Annotated in this window: 29 protein-coding genes; 17 read left to right on the top strand and 12 right to left on the bottom strand. The window is 55.9% G+C overall.

The window, feature by feature from the left end:
* Window positions 1–172: 172 nt before the first annotated feature.
* Window positions 173–787, top strand: a complete 615-nt coding sequence (locus tag L6D89_RS09920; RefSeq protein ID WP_236199527.1) for a hypothetical protein — start codon at window positions 173–175, stop codon at window positions 785–787.
* Between the two features lie 151 nt (window positions 788–938).
* Here L6D89_RS09920 and L6D89_RS09925 read toward each other — a convergent pair whose 3' ends face one another.
* Together L6D89_RS09925 and L6D89_RS09930 are read right to left on the bottom strand one after the other, a co-directional pair.
* On the bottom strand, window positions 939–1,295 hold the full coding sequence (locus L6D89_RS09925; protein WP_236199528.1) for a hypothetical protein: 357 nt from the start codon (window positions 1,293–1,295) through the stop codon (window positions 939–941).
* 284 nt (window positions 1,296–1,579) lie between these two features.
* A complete protein-coding gene (locus L6D89_RS09930) occupies window positions 1,580–2,299 on the bottom strand; it encodes a hypothetical protein (RefSeq protein ID WP_236199529.1) in 720 nt (239 codons plus the stop codon).
* Between the two features lie 78 nt (window positions 2,300–2,377).
* On the opposite strand from L6D89_RS09930, the gene L6D89_RS09935 reads away from it, so the two are divergent.
* Entirely contained in the window at window positions 2,378–2,977 is a 600-nt protein-coding gene (locus L6D89_RS09935) for a LysR substrate-binding domain-containing protein (protein ID WP_236199530.1), read from the top strand.
* A 45-nt stretch (window positions 2,978–3,022) separates the two neighbouring features.
* Here the strand turns inward: L6D89_RS09935 and L6D89_RS09940 are convergent, their stop codons facing one another.
* On the bottom strand, window positions 3,023–3,598 hold the full coding sequence (locus L6D89_RS09940; protein WP_236199531.1) for a MarR family winged helix-turn-helix transcriptional regulator: 576 nt from the start codon (window positions 3,596–3,598) through the stop codon (window positions 3,023–3,025).
* A 230-nt stretch (window positions 3,599–3,828) separates the two neighbouring features.
* Between L6D89_RS09940 and L6D89_RS09945 the strand changes: the two genes are divergently transcribed.
* Both L6D89_RS09945 and L6D89_RS09950 read left to right on the top strand, forming a co-directional pair.
* Complete coding sequence (locus tag L6D89_RS09945; RefSeq protein ID WP_236199532.1) at window positions 3,829–5,076, top strand: Rieske 2Fe-2S domain-containing protein; 1,248 nt, start codon at window positions 3,829–3,831, stop codon at window positions 5,074–5,076.
* 73 nt (window positions 5,077–5,149) lie between these two features.
* Window positions 5,150–6,115 (top strand): PDR/VanB family oxidoreductase, encoded by a 966-nt coding sequence (locus tag L6D89_RS09950; protein ID WP_236199533.1) that lies wholly within the window; start codon window positions 5,150–5,152, stop codon window positions 6,113–6,115.
* 60 nt (window positions 6,116–6,175) lie between these two features.
* On the opposite strand, the gene hpaI is transcribed toward L6D89_RS09950, so the two are convergent.
* From hpaI to L6D89_RS09985, 7 genes are all read right to left on the bottom strand, one after another.
* A complete protein-coding gene (gene hpaI / locus L6D89_RS09955; protein ID WP_236199534.1) occupies window positions 6,176–6,982 on the bottom strand; it encodes a 4-hydroxy-2-oxoheptanedioate aldolase in 807 nt (268 codons plus the stop codon).
* 93 nt (window positions 6,983–7,075) lie between these two features.
* Entirely contained in the window at window positions 7,076–7,879 is an 804-nt protein-coding gene (gene hpaH, locus L6D89_RS09960) for a 2-oxo-hept-4-ene-1,7-dioate hydratase (protein WP_236199535.1), read from the bottom strand.
* Window positions 7,880–7,886: 7 nt separating this feature from the next.
* The gene (locus L6D89_RS09965; RefSeq protein ID WP_236199536.1) at window positions 7,887–8,297 is read right to left on the bottom strand and encodes a 5-carboxymethyl-2-hydroxymuconate Delta-isomerase; all 411 of its coding nucleotides are present in this window, start codon (window positions 8,295–8,297) and stop codon (window positions 7,887–7,889) included.
* Between the two features lie 9 nt (window positions 8,298–8,306).
* Window positions 8,307–9,230, bottom strand: a complete 924-nt coding sequence (gene hpaD / locus L6D89_RS09970; protein ID WP_236199537.1) for a 3,4-dihydroxyphenylacetate 2,3-dioxygenase — start codon at window positions 9,228–9,230, stop codon at window positions 8,307–8,309.
* Between the two features lie 111 nt (window positions 9,231–9,341).
* A complete protein-coding gene (gene hpaE, locus L6D89_RS09975) occupies window positions 9,342–10,802 on the bottom strand; it encodes a 5-carboxymethyl-2-hydroxymuconate semialdehyde dehydrogenase (protein WP_236199538.1) in 1,461 nt (486 codons plus the stop codon).
* 14 nt (window positions 10,803–10,816) lie between these two features.
* Window positions 10,817–11,587 carry a fumarylacetoacetate hydrolase family protein gene (locus L6D89_RS09980; RefSeq protein ID WP_236199539.1) on the bottom strand — a complete coding sequence of 257 codons (771 nt, stop codon included), beginning with the start codon at window positions 11,585–11,587 and terminating at the stop codon, window positions 10,817–10,819.
* Window position 11,588: 1 nt separating this feature from the next.
* Window positions 11,589–12,254 (bottom strand): fumarylacetoacetate hydrolase family protein, encoded by a 666-nt coding sequence (locus L6D89_RS09985; RefSeq protein WP_236199540.1) that lies wholly within the window; start codon window positions 12,252–12,254, stop codon window positions 11,589–11,591.
* A gap of 249 nt (window positions 12,255–12,503) precedes the next feature.
* Here L6D89_RS09985 and hpaR point away from each other — a divergent pair, with 249 nt between their 5' ends.
* The 3 genes from hpaR (at window position 12,504) to L6D89_RS10000 (ending at window position 15,212) form a co-directional block, all read left to right on the top strand.
* The gene (gene hpaR, locus L6D89_RS09990; RefSeq protein ID WP_236199541.1) at window positions 12,504–12,926 is read left to right on the top strand and encodes a homoprotocatechuate degradation operon regulator HpaR; all 423 of its coding nucleotides are present in this window, start codon (window positions 12,504–12,506) and stop codon (window positions 12,924–12,926) included.
* Window positions 12,927–12,949: 23 nt separating this feature from the next.
* The gene (hpaA, locus tag L6D89_RS09995) at window positions 12,950–13,864 is read left to right on the top strand and encodes a 4-hydroxyphenylacetate catabolism regulatory protein HpaA (protein ID WP_236199542.1); all 915 of its coding nucleotides are present in this window, start codon (window positions 12,950–12,952) and stop codon (window positions 13,862–13,864) included.
* A 145-nt stretch (window positions 13,865–14,009) separates the two neighbouring features.
* Window positions 14,010–15,212: a Bcr/CflA family multidrug efflux MFS transporter gene (locus tag L6D89_RS10000; RefSeq protein WP_236199543.1), complete on the top strand. Its 1,203-nt coding sequence runs from the start codon at window positions 14,010–14,012 to the stop codon at window positions 15,210–15,212.
* On the opposite strand, the gene L6D89_RS10005 is transcribed toward L6D89_RS10000, so the two are convergent.
* On the bottom strand, window positions 15,201–16,442 hold the full coding sequence (locus L6D89_RS10005) for an MFS transporter (RefSeq protein WP_236199544.1): 1,242 nt from the start codon (window positions 16,440–16,442) through the stop codon (window positions 15,201–15,203). The two genes, L6D89_RS10000 and L6D89_RS10005, sit on opposite strands and share 12 nt — an antisense overlap.
* A gap of 304 nt (window positions 16,443–16,746) precedes the next feature.
* Here L6D89_RS10005 and L6D89_RS10010 point away from each other — a divergent pair, with 304 nt between their 5' ends.
* The 7 genes from L6D89_RS10010 to kce all read left to right on the top strand — a co-directional run bounded on the left by L6D89_RS10010 (window position 16,747) and on the right by kce (window position 22,981).
* Complete coding sequence (locus L6D89_RS10010) at window positions 16,747–17,916, top strand: p-hydroxyphenylacetate 3-hydroxylase oxygenase component (protein ID WP_236199545.1); 1,170 nt, start codon at window positions 16,747–16,749, stop codon at window positions 17,914–17,916.
* A 62-nt stretch (window positions 17,917–17,978) separates the two neighbouring features.
* Window positions 17,979–18,914 carry a p-hydroxyphenylacetate 3-hydroxylase reductase component gene (locus tag L6D89_RS10015; protein ID WP_236199546.1) on the top strand — a complete coding sequence of 312 codons (936 nt, stop codon included), beginning with the start codon at window positions 17,979–17,981 and terminating at the stop codon, window positions 18,912–18,914.
* Window positions 18,915–19,148: 234 nt separating this feature from the next.
* A complete protein-coding gene (locus tag L6D89_RS10020; protein WP_236199547.1) occupies window positions 19,149–19,985 on the top strand; it encodes an ABC transporter substrate-binding protein in 837 nt (278 codons plus the stop codon).
* Window positions 19,986–20,006: 21 nt separating this feature from the next.
* Window positions 20,007–20,996 carry a fumarylacetoacetate hydrolase family protein gene (locus tag L6D89_RS10025; RefSeq protein ID WP_236199548.1) on the top strand — a complete coding sequence of 330 codons (990 nt, stop codon included), beginning with the start codon at window positions 20,007–20,009 and terminating at the stop codon, window positions 20,994–20,996.
* 8 nt (window positions 20,997–21,004) lie between these two features.
* The gene (locus L6D89_RS10030; RefSeq protein WP_236199549.1) at window positions 21,005–21,478 is read left to right on the top strand and encodes a PaaI family thioesterase; all 474 of its coding nucleotides are present in this window, start codon (window positions 21,005–21,007) and stop codon (window positions 21,476–21,478) included.
* Window positions 21,479–21,518: 40 nt separating this feature from the next.
* Window positions 21,519–22,058, top strand: coding sequence for a cupin domain-containing protein (locus L6D89_RS10035; protein ID WP_236199550.1), 540 nt, complete (start codon window positions 21,519–21,521; stop codon window positions 22,056–22,058).
* Window positions 22,055–22,981 carry a 3,5-dioxohexanoate:acetyl-CoA acetone transferase gene (gene kce / locus L6D89_RS10040; RefSeq protein WP_276574787.1) on the top strand — a complete coding sequence of 309 codons (927 nt, stop codon included), beginning with the start codon at window positions 22,055–22,057 and terminating at the stop codon, window positions 22,979–22,981. The genes L6D89_RS10035 and kce overlap by 4 nt, the downstream gene beginning before the upstream one ends.
* A 52-nt stretch (window positions 22,982–23,033) precedes the next feature.
* On the opposite strand, the gene L6D89_RS10045 is transcribed toward kce, so the two are convergent.
* Complete coding sequence (locus L6D89_RS10045; RefSeq protein WP_236199551.1) at window positions 23,034–23,639, bottom strand: TetR/AcrR family transcriptional regulator; 606 nt, start codon at window positions 23,637–23,639, stop codon at window positions 23,034–23,036.
* A gap of 496 nt (window positions 23,640–24,135) precedes the next feature.
* On the opposite strand from L6D89_RS10045, the gene L6D89_RS10050 reads away from it, so the two are divergent.
* From L6D89_RS10050 to L6D89_RS10055, 3 genes are all read left to right on the top strand, one after another.
* Window positions 24,136–25,071 (top strand): VOC family protein, encoded by a 936-nt coding sequence (locus L6D89_RS10050; protein WP_236199552.1) that lies wholly within the window; start codon window positions 24,136–24,138, stop codon window positions 25,069–25,071.
* A gap of 22 nt (window positions 25,072–25,093) precedes the next feature.
* Window positions 25,094–25,429 (top strand): Rieske (2Fe-2S) protein, encoded by a 336-nt coding sequence (locus L6D89_RS32755; RefSeq protein ID WP_373874940.1) that lies wholly within the window; start codon window positions 25,094–25,096, stop codon window positions 25,427–25,429.
* 104 nt (window positions 25,430–25,533) lie between these two features.
* A complete protein-coding gene (locus L6D89_RS10055; RefSeq protein WP_236199553.1) occupies window positions 25,534–26,436 on the top strand; it encodes a SphA family protein in 903 nt (300 codons plus the stop codon).
* Window positions 26,437–26,539: the final 103 nt, after the last annotated feature.

Genomic DNA, 26,539 nt, shown 5'->3' on the forward strand with positions numbered 1-26,539 from the left:
ATGCTCTGATAGCCGGCTATCCGGCGGAGGTACACTGGATTGTTCGCCGAAGGTTTTCCAGCTTCCTAGAACAGACGCCGTAATTGCTTTTTCAGGGGCGACTTATCTCGCGTATCCATTGCTCCTTCAAATGACACAGGCAATAAATTCTCATGGCCCGATGAGGGATGGCGTGCTTGACTATGTCCGCCTAAAATCATTTCTACTGAGATTACTGAACGAGCTGTTTGGCAGATTTGATACCTACTTGGATGCATTTAAAAAGCCAGAGCATAATTTTCTATTGTGTGGATACTCATGGTTCCATAAGGAGTTCATGATTGATCGATTTGAGTATGATCATCATGCAAAGAAATTTCAGGCGCACCCGGTTGTTAGAGGCATAGGTAATTTCGGGAAAATTGCATTTATTGGCGATGTGCGCAAGCAAGCAAATCACCAGCTTATAACCTTGCTGCGAGGTCGTTATGGGGATGCATCAGTCCTGCCTAGCAGCAGCTTGGTCAAGCGCTATGACATGGAGCCTTTTGAAATTATTCGCGATATGCTACGACGTGCTAGGGCGGGGGACTCGATTGGAGGCGCCCCTCAGTTGACCTCGCTATGTCAACATATGATTTCAAAACCCTTAGGGGTGTTCTGGCCGAACAAAGAAAGTAATGAAATATATGTAAATGGAAGGCCTGTATTTTCATTTGAAAATATTGATAGCTGGATTATTGACCCGGATTCCTTGAAAAAATCACACAAGTACTTATCAAAAAACGAGCCGGCCTTTGAAGAATAGAAATAGCCTGTAAAGTTAGTCAGTTCAGCCACCGAATCAATTATTAACGCATCAGTGGCCGCTCCTGGCCGATTTCTGCCTGTTGTGACTGGCAGAGGTCGCCCCGGGCCGGAAATAAACAGTGAGCCAGAGGAGCTTTCTCATCCACTGATTAGCTGCTTTCCGACTGGTTACGTGTCCACCTGCCAACGGGCTCCCTCAACTCCGACCTGAGCACCAGATCAGTGTTGAATGGAGTCCTTTTTCCCAAGAGGCCGTAATGCCCATAGAGCAACTCTGTTGCCAGCTCTTCGAGGTAGCGAATGGCAGCTTCCTGGGCGTAGCAGAGATAATAGTGGCGACGCGTCATTGGTAGCCGCCCGTGATTGGCCAGGCAGATCAGCACCATATCACTGAGTATGTAGCCGCGAATGTCATAACGGCGATCAACAGCTCTCAAAATACTTCTGTAGCAAGATGTGTAGACAGGCCGCACTTCAGCTTTGGAAACAGTCTCGATCCCGCTCATCACGGATTCCTTCCATTGCCCACTAACCGTCAGCATGGTCAGTCAAATTGGGCGGTACAGAACTGCTCGCTGACTGGCAGGACCGCCGCTCAGAGGCGTAGAAAATCCTCAGTCTGCCGTACAGAGCCCAGATTTTTCTCACTTCCTAAAGAAAATGCTCATTTCCCGCGATTTCTGGAGTTTTTTTCTCAGAGTCAGCCCCCGGGCTCTTGCATCCGAGTGAGGCTAGCGGGCGGCTACCGACCCATAGCAACCATGGCGTATGTCAGCTGTACTACCGCCCGTTATAGGGGCACTTGATCCGCCGGTAGCCCAGCCATCTCTCTGAGCGTCTCCAGTCCCGCCTTCAGACCGCTGGTATCGATACTGATGGACAGCTCCTTCTTGAGCTGTTCGATGCTGAAGTAAGTGCTCTGGCGATGGCTCAGGGCGTTCCTGGCTGCACTGATGAGGGCTTCAGGGTCTGAATCGAGCCTGCTCAATTTGCACCGGCTCACTGCAGATTGCACGCCGGCTTCGAGTGCAGCCAGAAGCCCCACGGCGAATTGGTGATAGGGGCCTTCGAAGTCTGGCGCAACCACCGGCTCCTTGTAGTTGTTGTCGTCGCGGAAGAGGTCCAGCACTTGCCGCAGCTTTGCTTCGATGTACTCGTCGCTCTGTTCGACCTCTTCGAAGCTCTTGATCTTGTAGGACTTGCTGTCCAGCTCGACCTTGTAAAGGGTGTCGCAATCGTAACGGTTGATGTAGAAGTCTCTGCCATTGGCTGCCCAGAATGCTTTTCCCATCGGCACGTCGATGAACGAACCCTCGTTGTTCACCCTGCGTGCCTTGCCGCTTCTGACGCTGTAGACGAAGACTTCCGGGAAGTCGGGGTCTTCAAATATGCCCAGCAAAAGGGCCTTTTTGCCGTCGGCGGAGACGTCCATTGACTGAATGCCGAACTCGTAGTCCTTGCGATCCAGACACTTTCGAATGTCGTCCGTTACTTGGTTGGTCTTCAGCATGGCTTGGCGTCGTCCTTGAACCGGGATAAGAACTCAGCTTTGCACTCTAGCGAGAAACCTGCACGGTGCCGAGACGTAGTGCTCAAGCGCGATCGGCTCGTCTTGTCGCTGCGTCTGATAGAGGAGTTGCAGAAGGTCGCCCCCAACTGTCGGCTACGAACCTCTCAGTTGCCGGCTGAAAACATCCTCAACTCATTGGAGAGAGGAGAGATCGATCTTGCTATAGGCTCCCATTACATTCAGGAGTCCAGCCTGTTCCAGCAAGAGCTGTTCCGGCACTCGTTCTCCAGCATCGTCAGCCGAAGCTTCGAGCAGGGCCAGATGGATGTAGAGACCTTCCTCTCGATGAAACACATATCCGTTGTTCTGTCGGATAAGAGTACTCGTTACGACCAGTTCATTGAGGATCTTGGCCTGCGCAGGGACATCTACCTGACGACGCCACACTTCATCACCATCCCGATGATTCTGGAGAAGAATCCAGGGTTGATTGCAACGGTCCCGACAGAGCTTGGTAAGACCTTCGAGCGATACAGTGCTGTGAAAGTGATCAAGACCCCGGTGCCGTCACCGGCTCTTTATCTCAGGCAGTACTGGCACCCGCGGCACCATCATGAGTCTGGGAACATCTGGCTTCGACAATTGATGAAGCAGGTCTTTGATCGGTTCATGAGCTAGTCGGGGAATACCTCATGAACCGGAGCGTGCCCCTTACCGGAGCCTTCAATCTGTTGCGTCGGCTGCCGAGATCTTCTGGTGGACCAAGGGATTCTGCTCCGGCGGGGTTAGCTTGAGCCAACCGTCTTCCAGGGAGCGCAGCAGCTCGTTTAGTTGTTCAAGACGCGCGGCGTTGCCCAGTAACTCCCCTAAGCCTGCAGCACTCGTTGTTGCCAACTGAGATGCTGCTGAGTCAATCGCTGTTTTTCCCTTCTTCGTGAGCCGGATCAGCTGGCTCCGGCGATCGAGGTGGTCGGCTACTCGATCAACAACTCCTTTCTCTACCATTTTGTCGACGCGATAGGTTGCGGCGCCGGAAGTCACCTTCAACAACCGGAACACATCAGTGGGCCTCATGCAGTAAGGCTTGCCGCTGCGTCTGAGGGCGAAGAGCAGAATCAGTTCTTTGTGATCGAGCCCGAGGCCCGCAGCAATTTCGGACAGGCTCTGGTCGATGAGCATGGCCAGGCTTCTGACGCGCAGGGCGACCGAGAGGCCGGTATGGTCCAGATCCGGCCGCTCCTTCACCCATGCTTGAGCGATGGCTTCGGGGCTTGCTGTGGGGGAGAACAGCTCGTTCATGGTCAATCCCAGGGCTTTGGATCAGCCGATCATACCTCAAGGCCGTCAGATACAAGATCTGCTAAGGCAATTTGGTTCTTCCTATCGTGGTTTACATGTTAACAAAATTCCTTGACAGCTTTGGTAGTGATGGATAGCTTGAATTTATCTTAATTGCTAAGAAAAGTAGCCGTTAAGACGAATTTAGCCTGATCAGCCAGTGACTGGCTACAAAAACAAGGAAAAATCCTATGCTTACCGCAGAACAGAACCGCCTCCTGACGGACGTCACCCCGGGAACGTCGCTTAACCGGTACTGGAAACGTCACTGGATTCCAGCGCTGCGCAGCGAGGCGCTGGCTGCGGGAGGTGATCCGCAGCGCGTTGAGTTGCTGTGCGAAAAGTACGTCGCATTCCGTGGACACGATGGAAAAGTGGGCTTCCTCTACGAAGCCTGCCCGCACCGTGGTGTGTCACTCGCGCTTGGTCGGAACGAAAACAACCGCCTGACCTGCATCTTCCATGGCTGGAGTTTCGATGCGGACGGCAACTGCACCCGCATGCCTACAGAGAAGGATCAGAGCTTCTGCCAGAAGGTGAAGGGCCAGGGGTTCCCGGTACGGGAAGGCGGCGGGATCGTCTGGGTATACCTAGGAGAGGGAGAGCCGCCAAAATTCTCTGACTTCGCGTTCACCCACCTGACTCGCCAGAATGCCCGCCCGCGTGCTTCGTATAACGAGGCCAACTGGCTGCAGAACCTGGAGACGCTGATGGACTCCGCGCATATCGGTCTTCTGCATCACGATACGACTGCTGATGCGAGCCTGCCGCAGGCCGGTCTGCAGCTAGTTACTGGAAACGACACGCCCAAATACACGCTCGAACAGCGTCCCTATGGGCTGCGCTCGTATTCGTTGCGGACTACCGGTGGTGAGAAAGACTACCTGCGTGTCACCGAGTACGTTGCACCTGCCTCAGCGTTCATCGGCACAACCGATGCCGAAGCTGGGTTCCTCATCATCGTGGTCCCGGTAAACAACACTCGTAGCCTCCAGTGGTACGTCTACTGGGATGCACGTCAGAACATCGACAGCAACCTGCCTGATTTCGCATTGCTCGGTACCGACGAGTCGGACGACAACTTCGCAGGTTCGCGTCAAGGGCTGCCGAACTATGGCCAGGACCGCGAAGCCATGCGCGCAGGGAAAACCTGGAGTGGTATCCCGGGTGTGATCTTCGAAGACTATGCGGTGGCAGAGAGCATTCCGATTGTTGACCGGACCCGTGAGTTCTTGGGCAGTGGCGATCTGGCGATTGTTCGGCTGCGCCGCGAGCTGATGGAGCGAATCCGCCAGTCTGATGCTGGAGAGGATTGTGTGCAGGCAGATGTCAGTGATTACCGCGCTCTGCGTGCGCTCGCTGAGATGATCCCTGTCGGTACTAACATCCAGGACTTCACGAATCAGAAGCAGCAGGAGCGCAGCGAGAGCTTCGAATAACGCTTATCCATATGGGCGCCAGAAATTTCTGGCGCCCAGCTTTTTTTGCTCCAGAAGCGTGGTGATTGCTGTCATGAGTTCCCAGAATTCCTTCTCCGTTTACGTTAAGTCTGTCGTCCATGAAGCTCACGACATTCTTTCCTATGAGTTCCGGCCTGTGCCCGGTGCAGGCTCCGAACTGCCGCCGTTCTCTGCAGGGGCGCACATCGACCTGATCATTGAGGGGGCACCACTCAGAAGCTATTCACTTCTGAACTCCCAAGGCGACATGAATCGCTACGTGATCGCCGTCGCTAAGGATGCTAAGAGTCGAGGTGGTTCCAAGCTCATTCACGAGAAGCTGCACTGCGGCGATCGGATTAAAGTCAGTGCCCCCAAGAACTGCTTCGAGCTCTACGAAGGGGGGGGCAAAGCGATTTTGCTGGCCGGTGGGATCGGTATTACACCTATCTGGTCGATGGCTCAGCGTCTGGAAGTCTTGGCCATCCATTGGGAACTGCATTACTTCGCACGGGGGCGTGAATATGCAGCGCTCCTGGATCAGCTAGAAAGCTCGTTCAAGTACGGTGAGGTGCACCTGCATTTTGCTAAGTCCGTGGACGAAACTGTCAGCACGATTGGCTCCCTCTTGAGCGCTGGTGACGGCGAGACTCACTTCTACTGTTGCGGCCCTTCCGGGATGCTGAACTCGTATTTGGAAGCATCGAAGGCAGTTCCCTCCGAGCGGGTTCACTACGAGAGTTTTGTGCCGCTGCAAGAGGTCAGCACCGGAGGTGGCTTCGAGGTTCATCTTGCTCGCTCCGGAAAGACCATCAGTGTTGTCGAAGGGCAGACCGTCTTGGACGCCCTGGATCAGGCCGGAGTGGAGGTGATGAACTCGTGCCGTGAAGGGATCTGCGGCGCGTGCGAGGTCCAGGTGCTTGAGGGCCAGCCAGACCATCGCGACTCGATCCTCAGCGAGTCAGAGCGTTCGAGCAATAAGACAATGTTCGTCTGTTGCTCCGGGAGCAAGTCACCCCGACTGGTGCTGGATCTTTAATCCGGCGCTCTAGCTCTCGGCGTTGATAAGAAAACGGCCCTGTTAAGGGCCGTTTTTTTGTTAGTACACCGAGCCTGCGGAAGGAGCCATAGTGGCTGCTTGGCCCTTGTAGCGACTTGCCAGATCTAGCAGGGAGCGCATCAGCAAACTGGTGTCGACGCCTACTGCGACAAACTTGGCTCCCAGCTCCAGATAGCGACGTGCGAGCTTCTCATCTGCGCTGAGGATGCCAGCGGCTTTACCCGCACGTTGGACGCGAACGATGGCATCTTCAATGGCTTCCTGTACTTCTGGGTGACCAGGATTCCCTCTGTGCCCCATGGCCGCGCTCAGGTCCGCGGGGCCGATGAAAACACCATCGACACCTTCCACTGCTGCAATCTCGTCTAGGTTGGCGAGACCTTCCAAGTTTTCTACCTGGACCAGTAAGCACATCTGGTCGTCGGCCTCATCAAGATATCCAGGGATGCTATTCCAGCGCGAGGCGCGGGCGAGGGCGCTTCCCACACCACGAATACCGAAGGGCGGGTAGCGCATTGCGCGTACCAGCTGATGAGCCTGCTCTGCTGAGTCCACCATGGGGACGAGGAGCGTCTGGGCGCCGATATCAAGCAGCTGCTTGATCAACGTGGCATCGCCAAGGACTGGACGAATGATGGGATGAGCTGGATAGGCTGCGACCGCTTGCAGTTGTCCGAGCAGGGTCTGGAGATCGTTGGGAGCATGCTCACCATCGATCAATAGCCAGTCGAAGCCAGCGTTAGCCGCTAGCTCCGCACTGTAGGGGTTGGCCAATCCGAGCCAGAGGCCGATCTGTGGCGCACCAGTCAGAAGGCGTTTTTTAAAGGAATTAATAGGAAGATTCATGGGGCGTCCTTTAGAGGGTGAGGGACGGCCCGAGCCCCGGTTGATGCGAGCTGCCAGGCTCATCAGCAGTGATTCAGGGCCGTCACCTCATGATCAGACGAAGCGGCAGGAGATGCTGCCGAGTTGGTCGTAATCAACGTGGAAGGTATCGCCGGGCGCAGCGGCCACTGGACGAGTGAAGGAGCCGCCCAGGATTACCTGGCCAGGCTCGAGCGTGACGTCATACGGGGCAAGCTTGTTTGCCAGCCAGGCCACGCCTTTCGCGGGATGGTTAAGTACGGCTGCGGAAACGCCAGACTCCTCGATAACGCCATTGCGATAGAGGACTGCCGGTACACGACGCAGGTCGATGTCGCCCGGTCGTACGGCGCGGCCACCCATAACGACACCGGCGTTCGCTGCGTTGTCAGAGATGGTATCGAAGACCTTCCGAGTAACCTTCGTCTCCGGATCAACCTGGTGAATTCGTGCATCAATGATCTCGAGTGCCGGGATCACCCACTCAGTGGCTTCCAGCACGTCGAACAGGGTGACATTCGGGCCGCGGAGCGGTTTGCCGAGAATGAACGCCAGCTCGACTTCCACGCGCGGAACGATGAAACGCTCGAAGGGGATGTCGCTCCCTTCTTCGAAGAACATGTCGTCGAGCAGAACGCCGTAATCCGGTTCGGTGATGTTGGAGGAGACCTGCATTGCGCGCGAAGTCAGGCCGATTTTATGGCCTTTGAGTGTGCGGCCGTCGGCGATCTTCTTCTCCACCCACGCTCGCTGGATGGCGTAGGCGTCCTCGATCGCGATATCCGGGTAGTCGAGGGAGAACTGACGTACTTGTTGGCGCGAACGCTCTGCAGAGTCGAGGCGAGTGGCGGCTTGCTTGATCAGTTGCGGGTCGAGCATAGGAACCTCAAGAAGTCTTTGCGAACAGAGGGTGGAGGCTGCTGTGCTTGGCGTCGTAGACCTGTCCAGGACTCTCGTCGATTTGCAGGGTGATACCGATGGGGCGACGAGCCAAAAGCTCATCGAGCTCGCCTCGGAGAACTGCCAGGAGACAGTCTCCAACTTGCTTGTGCACAGCAGGACTCCGGCCGGCGCCCATGCGTAAGTTGGCGTAGAGGAAGCCGTAGGCTCCTTTGCCATCGGCTACTGCAGCGTGAGCTGCCGGATAGGCCAGCACACGAGTTCCGCCTACGGGGAACACCGCTTTGCCGGTTTCATCGCGCTGTTCGAGCATGCAGTCGGCCAAGGAACGGCAAAGACCGCTGATATCTGCTTCCGCTTCTAGATCAGGGCTATAGAGCAGAACAAAATGTGGCATGTCTTGCTCCTACAGTCGGCTGGTGGATGGGCGTCCATCCTGATCAGATGCTTGTGCTGCTGGGATTGCAGTGCCGTCTTGCGGGGTTACCGGGAAGATTGCGTTGATCTGGCCGGTGGCGGACGAGCCGAAGTAGGGAGTAATCACTTCTGCTTTTCCTTCGTAGTCGGACCAGCCCAGAGCACCAAGAAGCATTGCGGTATCGTGCATGAAGCCTTCACCGTGCCCTTTTACGGCATACTCGGGGAGCATGTTGCAGAAGGCTTCCCACTCACCGTTCTCCCACATCTTCACGACGCGAAGATCGAGCGTTTCCAGGAACGGACTCCAGACCTTGGTTGCGAACTGAGGTGCTTGCCCGTTCTGAGCAAAGCGATGAGACAACGAACCGCTAGCCAAGAACGCCACGGTACCGTCGTAGTACTTTTCAACTGCTCTACGCATGGCCCAGCCGAGGCGAGCACTGTCGTTGAGGTAGTGCGAGGTGCAAAGCGCGGACACGGAGACCACTTTGAAATGCTGGTCTTCGTTCATGTAGCGCATAGGGACCAAAGTCCCGTATTCCGGGCCCAGTGTCGTTGCGTCATGAGCCATGGTTTCCACGCCGAGCCTGTTGCACTCGTCCGCGAGCATACGACCAAGTTCAGGGTTGCCCGGAAATGCATAGGGCATGTTCGCGATGAAGTGAGGCAGCTCGTTACTGGTGTAGACGCCCTCGAATTTCGGGGCGCAATTAATGTGGTAGTTCGCATTGACGAGCCAGTGCGTGTCGAAGACCACGAGGGTATCTACACCGAGCTCACGGCAGCGACGACCGATCTCTTTGTGTCCATCGATGGCAGCCTGGCGATATCCCTGATTCGGCCCGGGAAGCTCGGACAGATACATGGAGGGAACATGCGTGATTTTGGCAGCCAGAGCGAGTTTGCCCATGACGGTTCTCCTAGCGGCGCCGCCGCAAAAGCGGCGCTCGTATTCTTATGTTTGTTAGCTGCGCGCCAGCGATGGAAGCGAACTGGATGGACGCCTCCATTGTTGCACGGCTCATAGCCCCCAGCGCGGGATATGGTGACTACCCATGGAGATGCAGACGTTCTTGATTTCGGCGAAGACTTCGAAGCTGTACTGGCCGCCTTCGCGGCCAGTGCCGGAGCCTTTCACGCCACCGAACGGCTGACGCAGATCGCGAACGTTCTGGCTGTTGATGAAGACCATGCCAGCCTCAATGCCGGCAGCCAGGCGGTGTGCTTTGCCGATGTCCTGGGTCCAGATGTAGGACGCCAGGCCGTATTCAGTGTCGTTTGCTAGGCGCAGCGCTTCGGCTTCGTCTTTGAACTTCAGCAGGCAGACCACTGGGCCGAAAATCTCCTCTTGGGCAATGCGCATGCGGTTGTCCACGTCAGCAAATACTGTCGGTTGGACGAACTGGCCACGTGCGAGGTGTGCTGGGAGGTTGGCAGGGCGATCGAGGCCTCCAGCCACAAGGCGAGCACCTTCCTCGATACCAATGCGGATGTAACCAGTGACCTTATCGTAGTGTTGCTGGGTGATCATCGAGCCGACTTGAGTCTTCGGATCTTGCGGGTCGCCGACGATCAGGCGCTTGGCGCGAGCGGCGAACTCCTCAACGAAGCGGTCATAGACCGATTCCTGGATGAAGATCCGGCTGCCGGCGGTGCAGCGCTCGCCGTTCAGCGAGAAGATGGTGAACAGTGCGGCGTCGAGCGCCCGATCAAGATCGGCGTCGTCGAAGATCAGTACCGGAGACTTGCCGCCCAGTTCCATGGAGTACTTCTTCAGGCCTGCAGTCTGCATGATCTTACGGCCGGTGGCGGTGCCGCCGGTGAAGGAGATTGCGCGTACGTCTGGGTGGCGCACCAGGGCGTCACCAGCAGTGGCGCCATACCCTTGTACGACGTTGAGCACGCCTGGCGGGATACCAGCTTCGAGGGCCAGGCGCCCAAGTTCATTGGCTGTCAGCGGCGACAGCTCGCTCATCTTCAAGACCGCAGTGTTGCCCAGTGCCAGGCAAGGAGCGGTTTTCCAGGTGGCGGTCATGAACGGAACGTTCCACGGCGACACCAGGCCACACACACCCACCGGCTGGTACAGGGTGTAGTTGAGCATCTGATCGTCCACCGGATAGCTGTGACCATCCATGCGGGTGCAGACTTCGGCGAAGAACTCGAAGTTGTGCGAGGCGCGGGGGATCAGAACGTTGCGGGTTTGGTGGATCGGGAGGCCGGTGTCCAGGGTTTCCAGCTCAGCCAGGTTCGGCACGTTCTGATCGATCAGCTCGCCCAGTTTGCGCATGAGCTTCGCGCGTTGCTTCGCCGGCGTGTTCGCCCACTTCGGGAAGGCCTCTCTGGCTGCGGCCACAGCGAGTGCAATTTCTTCCGCGCCGCCGCTGGCTACTTCCGCAATAACGTCAGTGGTTGCCGGGTTGATGGTTTCGAAGACTTCTTTGCTTTCGACCTCGCGGCCGTTGATCCAGTGCTTGATCATTCTGCTGACTCCAATTACACGCGGGCACGGTTCGCGAAGAACTCGGCTTCGCTGACGATTCGGTTGACCAGGCGACCAACGCCTTCTACTTCCACTACCACCTCATCCCCTGGCACCACATCGGCCAGACCTTCCGGAGTGCCGGTGGCGATCATGTCGCCGGGCTGCAGAGTCATGAAGCTGGAGAAGTATTCAATCAGGTAGGGGATGTCGAAGATCATGTCGGACGTGGAGCCTTCCTGTTTCAGCTCACCGTTGATCCAGGTACGCAGCTTCAGGTTCGACGGATCCGGCACATCGGCGGCATCGACGATCCAGGGACCAACAGGTGTGGTGGCGTCCCGATTCTTCACCCGCAAATTGGGGCGGTAGTAGTTTTCGAGGTAGTCACGGATTGCGTAGTCATTGCAGACGGTGTAGCCGGCGAGATACGAGAGGGCGTCCTCTCGTTTTACGTTCCGTGCAAGCTTGCCGATCACTGCTACCAGCTCGCACTCGTAGTGCATATAGGCGACATTGTCCGGACGCCAAGTGGTTTGGTAGTGCCCGGTGTAGGTGCCCTTCGATTTGACGAACGCCAGCGGTTCAGTTGGTGCCTTGAAGGCCAGTTCCGCGGCGTGATCGGCATAGTTCAGGCCGAGTGCAAACATCGTCCCTTCTGCCGGAGGCAGCCATTCCACTTCGCGCTCACCGAGGAGTTGGCCATTGCGCAGACGAACAGCGTTGTCGCCCTCAACGGTCACAGTGTGGACTTCGCCCTGGTAGCGAATACGTGCATGTTTCATCTCAGGCTCCCTCCGCCACGATGGTGTTGCGCAGACGGCCGAGACCCTCAATCTCTACCACGACTTCATCACCTGGTTGGACATCGACGCGCCCTTCGGGGGTGCCGGTGATCAGTACATCCCCTGCATGCAGCGTCATGAATTCGCTGATTTCAGCGATCAACTGAGGAAGGCTGCGCACAAAGTTCGCAGTACTGTTTTCCTGGAGGACCTCGCCGTTGACCAACAGGCGGATCGGGAGAGCGTGAGGGTCAGCGATCCGGTCGCGCTCGATCACTTCGCTGCTAAGCGGGCAGAAGCCATCGCGGCATTTTCCGCTCACTACCGGGCGGTAATAGCTGACTTCCGGCAGGCTGAATTCGTTAACGATCACGTAACCGGCCACGTATTCCAGGGCATCTGCTTCGCTCACCCGGCTGGCGTCGCGGGCCAGCACCACGCCCAGTGCCGGGCCGGGCTGCAGGCGTTCGACGCCGGCGGGGTAGACCACCGCCGCGCCGTCGGCGTTTCGGGTGTTCGGGGTCTTGATGAACAACACCGGCTTCACCGGCGGCTTCTGGTAGGGCGGCTGCTGGAATTCCTCCAGCCGGCTCTGCAACAGGCCTTGGTAGTTCAGCGCGACGCCGAACAGGGTGCCGGTTGCTACTTCGCTGGCAGCGCGAGGCATAGCGTTCTCTCCTGGTTCCTTCCGCCCCAATGGCGGTCAGAAATAGTTAACATGTTCATGTATAGTTAATATGTTAACTATGGTCAACCCCCCCAGGTGCTGACCAGCGCTTGGAAGAGCGGGGATGTTTGGCCGTAACGCAGCACGGTGCTTGGTTTACAGAGCGTGGATAGCTGCAGGGGTTGCATTTGCCCGGAAGAGGGTAAAGCTGGTTAAAATCTTTCCAATTTCACTGAGATCGTCCCCTTCATGAACAATCCTCGCCCGTCTTTGACCCTCACCCTTCTGCAGGCGCGTGAGGCCGCCATGGCGTTCTTCCGACCATCGCTGAACCAGCACGATTTGACTGAGCAGCAATGGCGCATCATGCGGATCCTGCGTCAGCAGGGAGAGATCGAGATCTTTCAGCTGGCTCAACAGGCGTGCATCCTGAAGCCGAGCATGACCGGGGTCCTGGCTCGTATGGAGCGCGATGGCCTGATTCGCCGTTGGAAGTCTGAGTACGATCAGCGGCGTGTGCTGGTATGCCTCAGCGAGAAGGGGCAGCAGTGCTTCGTGGACATGAGCGATGACATGGAACGCAATTACCAGCGCATCCTCGAGCAGTTCGGCGATGACAAGCTTCAGCAGCTCCTGGGGCTGCTCGACGAGCTGAAGCAGATCAAGCCCTAACTTGGTAGCGGTGAGTCTTCTCCATGGCGCGCACACCGATTCCTAATATCGACATTGGCCAGGTCTACGATCTCCGCTATGCGGAGGCCGAGGTGCACTACGAGGAACTGGGCAAGCTGGCTGCATTCTTTGGCCGCAACATGCCGGTGCATCGCCATGACCGTTTCTTTCAGGTGCACTACGTGAAGAGCGGTTCTGTGCGTGTTTACCTGGATGATCGGCTCTACCACCGCCGAGGGCCGTTGTTCTTCCTGACGCCCCCAACCATCCCTCACGCCTTTGTCACTGAGGATGATGCTGACGGACACGTGCTGACTGTTCGCCAGCAGCTGCTTTGGCCGCTCCTCGCGGTGGAGCAGGGGCTTGCTGCAGGGCCGCAGATCAAACCGGTGTGCGTGGCGTTTGACCAGCTGGATGATGCCCTCACAGGAGAGGTGGAGCGCCTCGATAAACTCTTCGAGTTTCTGCGTGAGGAGTTCAGTAGCGAGCGGCCTGGGCGAGATGTTGTACTGGTCGACCTGGTTCGCCTGATTTTCGTCAGCCTCCTGAGGTTGTCATCTCGCTCGCTCAAGGCTCAGCCCATGCGACGAGATGACCTGAGCTTCTTCCAGCGTTTCAATCAGCTCATCGAGCAACACTACCCAGAGCATTGGCCTCTAAGTGCGTACGCTGAATGCATTGGCGTCACCGAGACTCGGCTCAACGATATCTGTCGGAGGGTGGCGGGTCTGCCATCGAAACGTTTGGTGCACGAACGGCTGATGCAGGAGGCCAGACGCTTGCTGCTTTTTGGCGGCGGCTCCGTCAACGAAATTTGCTACCAGCTGGGCTTCAAGGACCCTGCTTACTTCAGTCGATTTTTTGCCCGTAACGCCGGCATGGCCCCGGGTGAGTACCGACTTAGCAAGGCAGGCGACAAGGAGGAGGCATGGCGGTAGCTGAGTGCTCTTTCTCTGCTTTTTGAGCCAGTTCTGATGCGTCACCGGCCTGGTCTTTCGTAATTTTCTCTAGAACAGCTAGCCCTAGCTCGAGTGCATTTGGTTAACTTGTTAACTTTGCATGCCGCCTCGTCTTGGAGCTCTCATGCCGTCTGTTGATCGTCCACAGCGACTCATCGTTGCCCTGGCCGCGTTGGTCGCTTTTGCCCCTCTCTCCATCGATACATATCTGCCTAGCCTTCCGTTGATTGCTTCTGACTTGGCTTCGAGAGCGGATGAGGTGCAGTTGACCATCAGCCTGTTCCTTGCGGGCCTTTGCGTGGGCATGCTGTTTCTTGGGCCCTTGTCTGATCGTTACGGCCGGCGTCGGTTGCTGATCGGAGGAATTACCCTATATCTGCTGGCTACCCTTGGCTGCATGCTCGCGCACACCACGACTTTGCTGATCACATGGCGCTTTTTCCAAGCGCTGGGTGCTGCTGCAGCGTCCGTCCTTGGGCGAGCGATAGTGCGAGATCTTTTCCCTTTGAAGCAGTCCGCACGAGTTTTGTCGCTTATGCACATGGTTACTATGGTGGCCACACTCGTGGCGCCGCTGCTGGGAAGCCTCCTCGCGGATTTCGCAGGCTGGCGGGCAGTATTCGCAATGCTGTTTGTCTTCGCTGTCTTGTGTCTGCTCACCGTGCTATTCCAGGTGCCAGAGAGTCTCCCGGCAGACCGTCGAGGTAAGTCACTCGGTCAGGCGTTTCGTGCTTACGCCCGGATAGCTGTCCAGCCTGCGGCGTTGGGATATCTGCTGTGCATGGGGCTGACTTTTGGGGGGATGTTCGCTTTCATCACGGCATCTCCGTTCCTCTACATCAAGCACTTTGGAGTCTCTCCTCAGGCCTACGCTTGGCTGTTCGCTCTCAATATCGCCGGCGTGATTTTGATCACCAGCTTCAACGCGTGCTTTGTGGGACGGTTGGGGCCATCGAGGATGCTGTCGTTCGGCACGGGGCTTGCCCTGTTTGCCGCGCTGTTGCTCTTAGTCGTTGGCATGAGTGGCCTGGTCGGACTGCCTGTGCTCGTGTTTGGGGTTCTGCTTTTCGTTAGTGTCACTGGGCTGGTAGGAGCCAACTGCGTGGCCAGTTTGTTGGCGTTGTTTCCAAATCAGGCGGGGGCGGCGGCGGGGCTGGCTGTTGCAGGGCAGTTCGCTATGGGGGCTGCCTGTAGTGCCTTGGTTGGTCGGCTTTCCGATGGTACGCCGTGGGCGATGTGCGTCGTCATGGGAGTAGCTGGTGTCGGCTGTTTCCTGGTCTTGCAGCTCGCACGCAGAGCATCTCTATCCGTTGAGTCAGCTGCGTGACTCACGCTGTTGCTCAATCCCCTCAGAGACAGTTCTGCTTGCGCTCCAGATGCAGTAACAAAGCAGGGTGATACCTGCGATGGCCATCGCCCTGGGGCCTCCATATTGCGAAGCAAGGAGTCCGGCAAGAAGGCCTCCGATTGCATCAAAGCCAAATCTTGTCGCGGTGTAGATGGAGACAACGCGGCCGCGGAGGCCATCGGGAGCGTCACTCTGCAGGATGATGTTGGTTCCGACATTGTTGACCGTAACTCCCGCGCCCAGCAGAACCATCGCCGCCAAGGAGATGTAGAGGCCATGGCTGAAGGCAAGCAGCAGCAGGCCCAAGACGCTGATCAGGGCAGAGATCAGCAAGGCGCGTGGAAGTCGGTTCGAGTCCTGATGGTTTGCGAGATACAGGCTCGACACTAGTGAGCCGAGTCCAGCTGCGCCCCATAGCCAGCCAAGCGTTTGCGCATCTCCGGAAAGAACATCTCGTGCGAATACCGGCAGCACTGCGGCGTAGCTAGATGCGGTGAGGTTGACGAGCAGCACACCCAAGATCAGCCGGCGAACGTTGGGGGTGTAGAAGGCGTACTCAAGCCCTTCGCGAAACACTGCACCCATGCTGCCGGATGCGCGTGTAGTCGGTTCCGTTCGGGCGCGCAGCAGGTTCGCTACAAGGGCCAGATACGACAGCGCATTGAGCGAGAAGCAGACACTTTCACTGGTGAATCCAAGCAGCAATCCGGCCAGTGGCGGGCCAACGAAGCGCGAGCAAGTGAACAAGGTAGCGTTCAGTGCCAACGCATTGGGCAGATCAGCCCGATCACTAACGAAATTGCTGAGTAGCGACTGGCGCAGCGGTGTATCGAATGCGTTTAGCACACCCAGAAGTGCAGACATGGCAACGATCATGGCTGGTGTGATCATTGCGCTGGCCGTCAGTATGGCCAGCACCGCGGCTTGCGCTGCCATGAGGCTTTGAGTGATCAGCAGTAGTCGACGCTTGTCGTGGCGATCAATCCAAGCGCCGGCGAGGGGGCCGATGAATAGCTGAGGCAGTAGGGCAAGGCAGCTGGTTATCCCTAGGAGCGCAGCAGAGTCGGTCAGGCGGTAAATCAACCACGCCAGGGCAACTTGTTGGATCCAGGTCCCCAGGGTAGATACCGCATGGCCAGCGAAATACAGGCGGAAATTGCGATGCCGAAGAGCTCTCAAGCTCATTGGCCAGGCAAAGGACGCAGGCATGGGCCACTCGCATGGACAGAGAAAGCGCGATGATAGCGGAAAAGTCCCTGCGCAATGTTTAGATGTTAACTAAATAGGCAGAAAATAGGGCCTGCAGCGCATTCGTGCTGGTTAGTCAGCCTTGAAAAGGACGTGAAAAGTACAATCGAGTGCCCGGAAGTTGCATTCAAGTTGGTGGCGACACGATCCCATAATCGCCCTACCTCCTCGCCATTTGCGAGAACTTTGCCTGCATAGGTCGGCTGTCTTGCGTGACAACGCCGGCCTCGAGGCAAGCCACCAATAACAATCAAGGGCCGCCGAAATGAAAACACCAAACCCTCTGCTTGAAGATCTGAAATCGATTCTGCCTGCCATCGCGGCCAACGCCGAGCGTGCAGAAAAGGAACGCATGGTCCCGGCTGAAAACATCGCTCTTCTCAAGGGGATTGGGATGCATCGAGCTTTCCAGCCACGCTGCTATGGCGGCATGGAGATCTCTCTCCCTGAGTTCGCGGAGTGTGTGGTCGCTTTGGCGGGGGCATGTGCGAGCACGGCGTGGGCGTTCAGCCTTTTGTGCACGCACAGCCACCAGTTGGCGATGTATTCCAAGCAGCTCCAGGACGAAGTATGGGGTGAGAACGCCGACGCAACGGCAAGCAGCAGCATCGCCCCCTTCGGCAGGACCCAGGAAGTCGAAGGTGGTGTTCTGTTCAGCGGTGAAATGGGGTGGAGTAGCGGTAGCGATCACGCTGAGTGGGCGATCATGGGGTTCCGGCGCCGCAATGCTGCAGGTGAAGAGCTCTACTGTTTTGCTGCTCTGCCTCGTAGCGACTACGAGGTTCGAGACGATTGGTATGCCGCTGGTATGAAGGGAAGTGGAACCAAGACTCTTATTGTGAAGGACGCCTTTGTCCCGAACCATCGCATCCAGGCAGCGAAAGACATGATGGAAGGGAAGTCCGCAGGCTTCGGTCTCTACCCTTACAGCAAGATTTTCTATACGCCTTACCGCCCCTATTTCGCCAGCGGATTCTCTGCCATTAGCTTGGGTATCGCTGAACGAATGTTGGAGGCATTCAAGGAAAAAACTCGCAACCGCGTGCGTGCCTATACCGGCGCCAACGTGGGGGCTGCAACCCCTGCACTGATGCGCCTCGCTGAGTCGACTCACCAGGTCTCTGCGGCCAGGGCGTTCCTGGAGAAAGTCTGGCAGGACCATGCAGATCATGGCGAGCGGCATCAGTACCCGAGCCGGGAAACACTGGCCTTCTGGCGCACCAACCAAGCCTACGCAGTGAAGATGTGTATCCAGGCGGTCGACCGTCTGTTTGAGGCCGCCGGGGGCACCTCTTGGTTTGAGAGCAATGAGATGCAGCGACTGTTCCGTGACTCGCATATGACCGGTGCACATGCATACACAGACTATGACGTTTGTGCGCAGATCCTTGGCCGAGAGCTGATGGGGTTGGAGCCTGATCCGAGCCTCGCCTGACGATCAGTATTTTTCTCCAAACGTGATAGCTCGCCGGCATCGCTGGCAAGTAGGACTCTGCCATGAATCAGAACAATGAAGTGGGCTTGGACCCGCGTGCTTTCCGCCGTGCCTTGGGCAACTTCGCCACCGGTGTTTCCGTAATGACTGCAGCTGCCGGCGCCGAGCGCGTTGGCGTGACCGCCAACAGCTTCAACTCTGTGTCTCTCGATCCGCCTCTGGTGCTTTGGAGTATCGATAAGCGTGCCAGCAGCCTGGACGTGTTCAATCGAGCCAGCCACTACGCAGTGAATGTTCTGGCTGCGGACCAGATCGATCTTTCCAATCAGTTTGCGCGCCCAAGTCCCGATAAATTTGCCGGGGTCGACTGCGAAGAGGGGGCAGGCGGTGCTCCATTACTACCTGACTGTGCCGCGCGTTTTCAGTGTGAGCTGCATCAGCGCGTGGATGGAGGTGACCACTGGATTTTGATTGGCCGGGTTGTGGCGTTTGATGACTTGGGGAGGGCTCCGCTGCTTTACCACCAAGGTGTCTACTCCAGCGTTCTGCCTCATCCCAGGCTGCGTGAAGCGCAAGCTGGTTTACCTCGAACCGCTTTCCAGGGGCGCCTGAATCACAACCTCTACTACCTCATGACACAAGCTGTGCGCTGCTATCAGGCTGAGTATCAGCCCCGCCAGCTAGCAAGCGGCCTGCGTACTAGCGAGGCGCGCATGCTGATGGTCATGGAGAAGGATGCCAGCCTGAGTACTGTTGCGCTTCAGCAGCTCGTGGCGATGCCTTTGCGGGAGATTGAGGAGGCTCGAGCCAACCTGGAGCGCAAAGGCTTGGTGCAGAGAAGTGAAGACGACTGCTCGTTGACTGCGGCGGGTCAGGACCAGGCTGAAACCCTGTGGAGTATTGCTGAACAGCAGCAAGCACAAATCTTCGCCCGATATACTCCTGAGCAGCTCGAGGGCTTTAAGTCCGTGCTGTGCGGTCTGATCGCTAGCGGCTAAGCCGGGGAGCTGGCAGGCAGTTGGAAGGAGGGAGGGGCTTACGGCCACCTCCCTTTTTGGCGTTCCGACGAATATTCGCCAGATGCGCTGCATCTGCCGTTTCTGTTGGTATGCAGTTTTGCCATTACTCGCTGATTCTTATGGCCTTTCAACTGCCTGAAGGCTGGATTTTGCTCGTTTGACAATACGATACGTACAGTATTATATTTGACTAAGGCAAAATGAGAGCAAAAAATGACCAATCACAGACTCCGAGTAATGTGGTTCGTACCTCCCGCGATCGCGGTTGCCGCCTCTTGGCAAGAGTGCGCGGATTTGTCGCTTGAGACGAGTCGCACCCAGTCTTCAGATGAGCAATTCGCTGCGCTCTCGGGCGGTAGCATCGATGCCGTCGTTACCTCGATGGACAATGTCTTCCACTGGAATCATCGGCCAGGTCCCAAGGACTTCGTCATAGTGGCTCAAGTAGAGACCACGACGCCACTGTCCATCGTTGCCTCCCCGCGCATCAAAAGTGTCAGCGATCTCGGCGGCGCAAAAATCCTGGTTGATGCTCCTGAGAATGGATTTGTCATTGCGCTAAGAGCAATGCTGAATCAAGCAGGCTTGAATCTACCTGACTACACACTTACCCCGGTGGGTGGTGTTAAAGAGCGCTACCTGGCACTGGTAAAGGGGGAGGGCGATGCCACTCTCCTTGGCCCGCCGTTTGACGCTCTCGCTATCAAGGAGGGGATGCATAAGGTCGCCGAGGTGCAAGCGTCTTACCCCGAGTTCCCTGGCCAGGGGCTGGTCGTCAGAAAGTCATCGTTGTCCTCGAATCCAGGCATAAAGCTATGGTTGAAGGCCCTCTCCGAGGCTCTTGCTCTGCTTCCCGCGAATCTGGAAAAACTCCGGAATAGTCTTTCAAACGAAGGATTTCCTGATGGGGCAGTTAGTGCGATGGTCCAGTCTGTCCCGACCTCGCTCACTCCCAATGAGCGTGGCGTAAATCTGCTAATTGAACATCGGCAGCTGCTTGGGCTTATCGGCTCGGATGCTACGTACGATCAAGTTGTATACCAGGGTTGATAAATTAAGTTTGGAGTTGGCATGAAAAAGTTCGCATTGGGTACGTTCTCTGCTCGAAGTGAAAATTCTGAGAAATTCGCAGGCCTGGTTGTGGATCGGAAGGTTGCTCCGATTTCTAGCCTGGCAGAAGAGTACGGCTTGCCACAGCTTGGCGGGAAAAGTGTACTCGCTCTTCTTGAATCGTGGTCCAGTTCCTTCCAGACACTCAAAGCACTTGTGGAAAAGGTCGATACTACCGAGTGGTGTGATGAGAGCCATCTGAAATTCCATCCGGCTGTAGATCTTCCTCGACAAGTTTTCTGCACCGGCGCTAATTACAGAAAGCACGTTGTCGATATGACTGTTGACTCCAATATCGGACCTGAAGGGCTCAGCAAAGAAGAACTTAAGAAATGGGCAGAGGAGATGATGGATAATCGGGTCGCGAATGGCGAGCCGTATGTATTCACCAAGCCGGTTTCCGCTATTTCTGGACCTTATGATGATCTAATTCTGCCTCCCACTACTGCAAAGCCTGACTGGGAGCTGGAATTGGCGGTGGTAATTGGGAAAGAGGGATACAATATTCGCGAAGCAGATGCAATGGATTATGTGGCCGGGTATACGATCGTAAACGATATCTCTGCCCGCGACCTGATTCCCCGAACCGATTACAAAATGCTCGGTACTGACTGGTTCCGCTCGAAAGGGCAGCCCGGCTTCCTGCCACTGGGCCCCTACGTTGTGCCCAAGTGTTTCATCGATAACCCATACGATCTGCTGATGAAGCTCACTGTATCCGGAGCAACTATGCAGGACGAGACCACCGCAGATATGCTTTTCAATATTGAAAAGCAGATTGCCTACATCTCTAAGTACGCAAAACTATTGCCGGGCGACATTATCTGCACTGGCTCGCCTGCCGGTAATGGTACCCACTATAACCGCTATCTCACTGATGGTGATGTAATGTGGGGTGAGATTTCCGGGCTGGGATATCAGCGTCAGAAGTGTGTTGCCGAGAAGAGTTGAGGCGGGTTATGCAGGTTCTCAATGATAATCCCGATCGCGCACTCCTCGAGAAAATTATTTCTGAGCAGGATTTTGATTTTGCACTTGAAACGACAGAGGGATTGAAGGAACTCGGTGCTCGACTAGTGAATGGATCTCCAGGTGAGTTGGAGTTCAGTTTTCTCGTTTCGCCTAAAGCGGTTCAGGGTAATGGAGTTGTTTCCGGCGGGACTCTGATGACCATGCTCGATTATGCCATGGCATATGCGGTTCTGAGTAAGCTGCCGTTTGGAAAGACCTGCGCCACCACTAGCATCACCGTGAACATGCAGTCTGCTGCAACTCCGAAGCTCTTGAAAGTTACCGGTAGCGTTGATCGTGTCGGTCGCCAAGTTGCATTCGCTAGAAGTGCGGTTCATGACCTTGAGAGAAACGCATTAATAGCTAATGCCTCGGCAACGTTCTTTGTTATGGATGTAAATCCGGGCGCAAAAAAAATTTAACAAATTATCATACGAAACGTCCCGTTTCTGTGGAGAGAAAATGAGCAAGCCGGAAAATCTGGGTTACGCCGCAGCACGACGAATTGTCACCGGTCACAACGAAAAAGGTGAGTCGATCATCGTCAGCGATGGCCACGCGCTGAATGTAATTGCTGAGCCTGGAAAGCCTGTCGCTCAAGTCCTTTGGGCTACTGGTGAAGGCCGTGCGGCTGGTGGAGAGCCTGCGCCGGCTGGGCACAAATTCGGCTTCCATTCCGAAGGCGGTTCGCTACTGCGGATCGTGGACTTCCCGCCGGACGAGTCGTACGACAAAGAGAAGCTCCTTGAGTTTCTCGACAAGGAAGGCGTGCGTGATAAAGCGCAGCCGCGACACTTCTGGTTCCACAAAACCGAGTCCCTGGACTACGCCGTAGTCCTCGAGGGCGAGATCTACGCAATGCTCGATCAAGGTGAGTCGCTGATGAGGGCAGGCGATGTTCTGATCCAGCGAGCCACTAACCATAGCTGGTCGAACCGGTCGGGCAAGAACTGCCGGATGCTCTTCGTCCTCCTGGCTCTCAACGAAGGAGAGGAGCTGTGAAAAAAGCGATCATTACCGCTGCTATCACCGGTGGCGCACATACCCCCTCAATGTCGCCTTACCTCCCAGTGACCCCCGATGAGATTGCCGAACAGGCGATTGAGGCGGTCAAGGCCGGTGCTGCAATTGTCCACCTTCACGCGCGAAACCCTGAAGATGGTCGTCCTACTGGTAGCCCTGAGGTGTTCCGCGAGTTTGTCGGCCGCATCAAGCGTGAAACTGATGCGATCGTGAACATCTCCACCGGTGGTGGTGGCCCGGGCATGCCGATCAATGAGCGTGCCGCTGCCGGCATCGACCTGCAGCCTGAGATGTGTTCGCTGAACATGGGGTCGATCAACCTCAACCTGTCCGAAATGGCGAAGAAGGACCGAGAGTGGAAGTACGACTGGGAGGTCCAGCACCTTGAAGCGACCAAGGACCTGGTGTTCAAGAACACCTATGCCGATATTGAGTGGATCCTGAAAACGATCGGTGGTGCAGGGACTCGCTTCGAGTTCGAGTGCTACGACGTCAGCCATCTCTACACCCTGAAGTACTTCCTTGATCAAGGCTTGGTAAAGCCGCCGCTGTTCATTCAAACCATCTTTGGTTTGCGCGGGGCCATTGGCTCCCACATCGAGGATGTCCTGCACCAGAAGCGTACTGCAGATCGCCTGTTCGGCGATCAGTATCACTGGTCTGTGCTGGGAGCGGGGAAGGATCAGATTCCGCTGTCGACCATCAGCGCAATCCTGGGCGGCAACGTGCGCGTTGGCCTGGAGGACAGCCTCTACATAGGCCGTGGCGAGCTCGCAGTGTCGAATGCAGCGCAGGTGCGCAAAATCCGGGAAATCCTTGAAGGCCTAGGGATCGAAATTGCAACTCCGGCGGAGGCGCGTGAAATCCTGGCCCTGAAAGGTAAAGACAACACCGCGTTCTAAGTCCGAGGTTTGTCTATCTCTTTGCCGGCCTTAAGGCCGGCTTTTTTTCTGTTCAGTTGATGCCCAGCAGGTGGTACACGTAGGCGATGTGAGACTCGGCAAAAGCTTCATCGAGCGGTGCATGGCCCAGCAAGAGGCGCATGTAGACCGCACCGTAGATCACATCCATGAGGATCTCGATGTTGGTATCTGCGGGAATTTCTTCACTCGCCTTCCAGTCTTCGAGCACTTCGCGCACGACTGCTCGACGACCGTAGTGGAACCGTTCGCGGAACGCCCGCAAGATCGATGGATCCGATTGCCCTTCAGCAATGATCTGAGCGACCAAACGGCCTGGCCAGCCTGAGTACTGCTCGACTAGCGACTTGAAGTGATAGGCCAGTGCTTCGCGTGGTCCAAGGTCACGCGGGATGGTTGTCTTAATCAGGTGGTTTTCCATGAAGGCGTCGATAACCACAAGCGCCTTGGAGTCCCACCACCGATAGATCGTCGCCTTGCTCACTCCAGCTTCGCGTGCAATTGCCTCAATGGATATGGCCTGAATGGATTTTTCCTGGAGAAGGGCGATGGTCGCGCTGAGGATTTGGCGGCGAGTTGCCTCGCTGCGGGGGCGGCCGACCGATGTTTTTTCGTTCGATGCGGTCTTTTTAACCTGCATGCATCCGTCCTTTCGATTTAGCTAAAACGCTCGCGCAGCCCGCATTGGCGATGCTTACGAGACGAATCGGTCAGTATATTGTCAGCGGTCCGATTTTACTACCGCAGTGCCGTGAACCTTGGGGTTAGAGGCGACGGCCCGATAGATACAGGCCTCACGTTGTTTAGTCTAGCAAATGGCTTTACAAAACGGTACGTGCCGTATAGATTGATTTTCGACCCCAAGGACCAAATCAGGTTTACTCAGCCTGTGAAGGAGATCACTGCCTAGAAGCCTTGGATGGTCGGTTTGTACCATGAGTGATGATCAAAAGTGCAGCTTGACGCGCCCGTCGGCCGGTGGTCTCGACTGGGTGCGCCGAGAAGCAGTAAGCGTTGGCAGAATATGGTGGCCGGTGGTCGCAAGAGCGCAGGCCTTTCATGTATGAGTCGCTGGTTGGCTTCGTCAGGCCTGCTGGTCGAACCGACGGCACGATGAATAATAAAAAGGTGATCGAATGAACATTATTGGCCCGGATACGCTTGTCTTTGGTGTGGATGACGTTGCTCTCTGCGAGCAGTTTCTGACCGACTACGGTCTCAAGCCTGTTGGCAACGGCCGTTTCGAAGCCCTTGATGGTACCGGCGTTGAACTGAAACATCGCGACGATCCTTCTCTGCCGGCCTGGGAACTCCCGACTGCCAACATGCTGCGCAAGACTGTCTACGGCGTTAAGGACGCCTCGGTCCTGCAGCAAATCAAGCAAGAGTTCGAAGGTGAGCGTGAGGTCAAAATCCTGACCGATGGCTCCCTGGAACTTGTCGACGATCTCGGCTTCGCGCTAGGCTTTCAGGTCACTGTGCGCAAGCCCCTCGATCTGCCTGCCGAGGTTGTGAACGCACCTGGCGATGCCCGTCGTCCCGCAAACGTCACCGGTGTACCGTCCGATGTCGCCACCCCCATCGACGCGCGCCCGCGCTCGCTCTCTCATGTAGTGTTTTTCGTGCCCGATATCGAGAAAGCTGAGGCGTTTTACACCAATCGTCTCGGCTTCAAACTGACTGACAAGTTTGTCGGCATGGGCCCCTTCTTGCGCCCAGCAGGTACCTTCGAACACCACACTCTGTTCTTCATCCAGACTCCGCCGCAGCTGCAAGGATGTGAGCATTTCACCTTCCACATGGGCGGACCGACCGAAGTTCTCAGCGCTGGTACCGCTCTGGTCAACAAAGGTTACGAAACCTTCTGGGGACCTGGCCGCCACCGCTTCGGCTCAAACTGGTTCTGGTACTTCAATACCCCGATGGGTTGCCATATCGAGTATGACGCTGATATGGACCAGCATGATGACAACTGGGAACCTCGTATCGCCCCAGGCATCATGGATAATTCCCAAGTATTTCTGTTCCACTGGCGCGAACAGTGGGCACCGGGTGGTGAACGCCCTCAGTAGAAGTTAACTAGGCCGAGCCGTTATGGGGCGAATCTGCCATATCGATGATGTTCAGCCTGGAACTTCAATGGGGTTCCGATATTCGCCTTTTGGAAAAGATGATATTTTCTTGGTAAATAAGGCCGGGAAAATATATGGGTATCGGAACTCTTGCCCACATTGGCCCGGGTCAACATTGCCTATGAGAAAGGGGCAATACCTCGATGGACAATCGAAGTACATCGTCTGCCACGGGCACGGTGCTCTGTTTGAGATTGATACAGGTGTTTGTATTCATGGCCCATGCCTGGGGGAAAAACTAACCGCTTTGTCTATAGAAGTAGATAGGGATGGTAATGTTTTTTTAATAAACGCCTAGAGTAGTTTCCGAGCTTTTGCCTTACTCCAATGAATGGCTGGGTAGGGACTCTATTTCCGGGTGGCTCACTTCTATTTAAAACAAAAACAATACGGAGTCTCTCCATGAAAAGTACCGGTGCTTTGCGAGTAGTTGCCTGTTTCGTCGGTTCCTTGTTGGCTTCGCATGCTTATGCGTTGGAGGGTGGTACTTCCAGCTACCCTGCAGGTACCGTGACTGTAATGAGTGGTGCTGTAGGTGCTCCTGGTGAAACTCACTTCTACACTTACAACAAGCTCATAGATATCGACTCGATTCGAAATAATGACGGCGATAAGGTGTTTCCGAAAGCCAAAGGGCGTGTTCACGCCCACGCCATTCGAGTTGTTCACACACTGGACGGTCCTAAGTTCCTGGGTGGAGATGTATCCCTGCAGGCAGCGCTGCCTTATGTGAAGGGTCACATCAATATTCCGGCTCTTGGCCCGTACGAGCGGGATTCCGTCAGCGGTATCGGTGATCCGATGTTTGGTTTCCTGGTCAGTTGGATGTCTGCGACCTACCTGCAGAACATCGATATTGAACTGATCGAACCCTGGGGTAAGTACGACAAGAACGCCCTAATCAACGCGGGTAACAATAGCCGTGCGTTGTACATGGGTTATGCCTTCACTTGGTTCCCAGTGGATCGAGTCGAATTGAGCTCGAAAATAAGTTTGAACTACAGTTGGGAAAATAATGATACTGACTATCAGTCAGGTGTTCAGTTGGTGGCAGACTACGGCCTGAACTATCGTGTGACTCAGAGCTGGTTGGCAGGTATTGGCGGGTATATCTCTACTCAGCTTAACGATGACCAATCTCGTGGCCACGATGTAGGTAACCGCAGCCGAAGCACTAAAATTGGTCCGCAAATTGGATATGGCACCCGTGACTGGGGCTTTGTCGCTGCGTATCAGAACGATATATATTCGCGTAATGCTTCGGAGGGTGATACTATTATGCTAAATGGATTCCTTAAGTATTGATTGCTAATCCCGTACGCCCAGCTATAGTTGTTGGGCGTATATTTGGATCCGGCGTTTGGCGTTTGGCTGGCGTTATAGATAGTGCTGTCATTGATGGTTTTTC

Source organism: Pseudomonas pseudonitroreducens (assembly GCF_021603645.1).
Lineage (GTDB): Bacteria > Pseudomonadota > Gammaproteobacteria > Pseudomonadales > Pseudomonadaceae > Pseudomonas > Pseudomonas pseudonitroreducens.

Bases quoted from the DNA above. Each gene is read 5' to 3' on its own strand.
- L6D89_RS09925 (WP_236199528.1), bottom strand. From the start codon at position 1,295: ATGAGCGGGATCGAGACTGTTTCCAAAGCTGAAGTGCGGCCTGTCTAC.
- L6D89_RS09930 (WP_236199529.1), bottom strand. From the start codon at position 2,299: ATGCTGAAGACCAACCAAGTAACGGACGACATTCGAAAGTGTCTGGAT.
- L6D89_RS09940 (WP_236199531.1), bottom strand. From the start codon at position 3,598: ATGAACGAGCTGTTCTCCCCCACAGCAAGCCCCGAAGCCATCGCTCAA.
- L6D89_RS09945 (WP_236199532.1), top strand. From the start codon at position 3,829: ATGCTTACCGCAGAACAGAACCGCCTCCTGACGGACGTCACCCCGGGA.
- L6D89_RS09950 (WP_236199533.1), top strand. From the start codon at position 5,150: ATGAGTTCCCAGAATTCCTTCTCCGTTTACGTTAAGTCTGTCGTCCAT.
- hpaI (WP_236199534.1), bottom strand. From the start codon at position 6,982: ATGAATCTTCCTATTAATTCCTTTAAAAAACGCCTTCTGACTGGTGCG.
- hpaH (WP_236199535.1), bottom strand. From the start codon at position 7,879: ATGCTCGACCCGCAACTGATCAAGCAAGCCGCCACTCGCCTCGACTCT.
- L6D89_RS09965 (WP_236199536.1), bottom strand. From the start codon at position 8,297: ATGCCACATTTTGTTCTGCTCTATAGCCCTGATCTAGAAGCGGAAGCA.
- hpaD (WP_236199537.1), bottom strand. From the start codon at position 9,230: ATGGGCAAACTCGCTCTGGCTGCCAAAATCACGCATGTTCCCTCCATG.
- hpaE (WP_236199538.1), bottom strand. From the start codon at position 10,802: ATGATCAAGCACTGGATCAACGGCCGCGAGGTCGAAAGCAAAGAAGTC.
- L6D89_RS09980 (WP_236199539.1), bottom strand. From the start codon at position 11,587: ATGAAACATGCACGTATTCGCTACCAGGGCGAAGTCCACACTGTGACC.
- L6D89_RS09985 (WP_236199540.1), bottom strand. From the start codon at position 12,254: ATGCCTCGCGCTGCCAGCGAAGTAGCAACCGGCACCCTGTTCGGCGTC.
- hpaR (WP_236199541.1), top strand. From the start codon at position 12,504: ATGAACAATCCTCGCCCGTCTTTGACCCTCACCCTTCTGCAGGCGCGT.
- hpaA (WP_236199542.1), top strand. From the start codon at position 12,950: ATGGCGCGCACACCGATTCCTAATATCGACATTGGCCAGGTCTACGAT.
- L6D89_RS10000 (WP_236199543.1), top strand. From the start codon at position 14,010: ATGCCGTCTGTTGATCGTCCACAGCGACTCATCGTTGCCCTGGCCGCG.
- L6D89_RS10005 (WP_236199544.1), bottom strand. From the start codon at position 16,442: ATGCCTGCGTCCTTTGCCTGGCCAATGAGCTTGAGAGCTCTTCGGCAT.
- L6D89_RS10010 (WP_236199545.1), top strand. From the start codon at position 16,747: ATGAAAACACCAAACCCTCTGCTTGAAGATCTGAAATCGATTCTGCCT.
- L6D89_RS10015 (WP_236199546.1), top strand. From the start codon at position 17,979: ATGAATCAGAACAATGAAGTGGGCTTGGACCCGCGTGCTTTCCGCCGT.
- L6D89_RS10020 (WP_236199547.1), top strand. From the start codon at position 19,149: ATGACCAATCACAGACTCCGAGTAATGTGGTTCGTACCTCCCGCGATC.
- L6D89_RS10025 (WP_236199548.1), top strand. From the start codon at position 20,007: ATGAAAAAGTTCGCATTGGGTACGTTCTCTGCTCGAAGTGAAAATTCT.
- L6D89_RS10030 (WP_236199549.1), top strand. From the start codon at position 21,005: ATGCAGGTTCTCAATGATAATCCCGATCGCGCACTCCTCGAGAAAATT.
- L6D89_RS10035 (WP_236199550.1), top strand. From the start codon at position 21,519: ATGAGCAAGCCGGAAAATCTGGGTTACGCCGCAGCACGACGAATTGTC.
- L6D89_RS10045 (WP_236199551.1), bottom strand. From the start codon at position 23,639: ATGCAGGTTAAAAAGACCGCATCGAACGAAAAAACATCGGTCGGCCGC.
- L6D89_RS10050 (WP_236199552.1), top strand. From the start codon at position 24,136: ATGAACATTATTGGCCCGGATACGCTTGTCTTTGGTGTGGATGACGTT.
- L6D89_RS32755 (WP_373874940.1), top strand. From the start codon at position 25,094: ATGGGGCGAATCTGCCATATCGATGATGTTCAGCCTGGAACTTCAATG.
- L6D89_RS10055 (WP_236199553.1), top strand. From the start codon at position 25,534: ATGAAAAGTACCGGTGCTTTGCGAGTAGTTGCCTGTTTCGTCGGTTCC.